The following is a 1,133-nucleotide window of genomic DNA, read 5'->3' as shown; positions in this document are numbered from 1 at the left end:
TAGACTCGTCCGAAAATTTGCAACACCCTCTGAGTCTGGCTTTGGATAGCGTTGACAGTTAACCAGATCGAACGTAAGAATAAGGGTTGAGGATAGTTACTGATAGCAACTATCTATAAAAATGTCGATAACCAATTTCTAACCTACCTCATGTTTACAAACGAGTGGAAATTGCAAAACTAGCGCACCAATTCTGAGCCGAACCAATCCACAAATGGTAAGAATTACCTGCTCGTAAGTTCGAAAATTAAGTGGAAACCGTTGTCGTGCAATCTGAAAAATTTTAACGAGTCTAATGACGTGTTCAACAAAGATACGTTTACTAGAAAACTCTTTATTTTCTGCTTTTTGGTTTGCAGTTAATTCTCCTTTTCGTGGCTTCTTGTGGGGGGTCGTAATATTCTCTCCTCCTTGATACGCCTTATCCCCTTCAAATATTTGATCGGCTTCAAACTTTTCTTGTTGCTCCCGAAACAAGCTAATATCACTCGTCGGTCCCTTTTCTCCCACCTCTACATCGACAATATCTTTTCCTTCTGGTAAGGTAATAAATTGGTTTTTAAATGTGTGCTGTTTCTTTTTACCCGAAAAATACTCTTTCTGTTCCTGATTGTCGGATGGACGTTCGCGTGGCTGTTCCATACTGTCCACGATTAACTTAAATTCCCTTAACAGTTCTAAAGCGATCGCGTAATCGCTCTCATTTTTTTCAACTTGTTCAAGGAGACTAGCTGGCAAAATTTGTCGGAGAATTCCAAGCCAGTAATGAAAGGTATCATTAGCTTCAGTTTTTGATATTCCAAATTGTAATCCTAAAACCTCAAAGGTTGGCATTTGTCTTAAATAAAATAGACACAAACATATCTCTTCGTAAATCTCTAGTTTCGGTTTGCGACCTCCTCCTTTCTCATTTATACGTACCTTGTTACGTTCTCTCTCAACTTGAAGTTTTTTATGATGCATTTCGGCGATGCTCAACAAATTTTGAAACTGGTCATTGGTTATTCCCAAAATTTGTTTTGTGCGGTGCGGATATTCTTGAATATAATGAAGTGGATTTTTCATTTTGGTAGACGGTCAAAATTCCGTTCTACCATTTTTTTGACACCAGGTTAATATTCCGGACGTGTCTA

General features: G+C 38.2%; 1 protein-coding gene. It reads right to left on the bottom strand.

Features of this window, described 5'->3' with window-relative positions; genetic code table 11:
- Positions 1 to 138: 138 nt before the first annotated feature.
- Entirely contained in the window at positions 139 to 1,065 is a 927-nt protein-coding gene (locus ACM0OZ_RS48950; RefSeq protein WP_414590178.1) for a transposase, read from the bottom strand.
- Positions 1,066 to 1,133 lie beyond the last annotated feature (68 nt).

Source organism: Scytonema sp. PCC 10023, assembly GCF_963920835.1.
Classification (GTDB): Bacteria; Cyanobacteriota; Cyanobacteriia; order Cyanobacteriales; family Nostocaceae; genus Kalymmatonema.
The sequence above is the reverse complement of the archived record's forward strand: the minus strand, read 5'-3'. Positions and strand labels throughout refer to the sequence as shown.

Bases quoted from the DNA above. Each gene is read 5' to 3' on its own strand.
- ACM0OZ_RS48950 (WP_414590178.1), bottom strand. From the start codon at position 1,065: ATGAAAAATCCACTTCATTATATTCAAGAATATCCGCACCGCACAAAA.